Genomic DNA, 652 nt, shown 5'->3' with positions numbered 1-652 from the left:
GGCTGACGGTGCACGCCCCGTCCCCGCTCACCGACGCCGAACGGGGCACGTACCGCCAGGGCCGGCTGCGCACGGTGCACTACCCGGGGCAGCGCGGGCTCCCGCTCCGGGACGCCGTCCTGTACACCGGAGGCGACTCGCCGCGCGCCGTGCACGCCGAGCTCGTACGCCGGAGCACGGACGTCGAACACCTCTGGGTCACCGACGGCTCCGCGGCCGACGCGGACCGGGTCCCGTCCACCGCCGTCCCCGTGGTGGCGTACAGCACCGCCTGGTACGAGGCGCTGGCCCGGGCCCGCCGGGTCGTCACGGCGGACCAGCTTCCCGCCTGGTTCGTACGCCGCCCGGGCCAGACGGTGGCGCAGACGTGGCACGGCACCCCGCTCGGCCGGTTCGGCCTGGACCTCGCCGGCACGCTGTACGCCGACCACCAGCAGCTGGCGTCCCTCCCGCACCGCTCCGCCCAGTGGTCGTTCCTGGTCTCCCCCAGCACCTTCGCGACCCCGGTGCTGCGCCGCGCCCTGGCGTACGGCGGTGAGGTGCTGGAGGCCGGCTCCCCCGCCGCCGACCTGCTGTCCGCACCCGGCCGGGAGAAGACCGCCGAGCGGGTACGGCGGCGGCTCGGCGTCCCGGACGGGCACCGGGTCGTGCT

The 652-nt window shown here is 77.0% G+C and carries 1 protein-coding gene; it reads left to right on the top strand.

Going from position 1 to position 652, the window contains the following annotated elements:
• The coding region (locus IH13_RS0118150; RefSeq protein WP_199814734.1) for a CDP-glycerol glycerophosphotransferase family protein at positions 1 to 652 on the top strand (652 nt) is incomplete at both ends.

It is taken from the genome of Streptomyces sp. NRRL WC-3549, from assembly GCF_000721935.1.
Taxonomy (GTDB): Bacteria; Actinomycetota; Actinomycetes; order Streptomycetales; family Streptomycetaceae; genus Streptomyces.
Note: the sequence above shows the minus strand (reverse complement) of the source record. Positions and strands in the feature narration are given on the sequence as shown.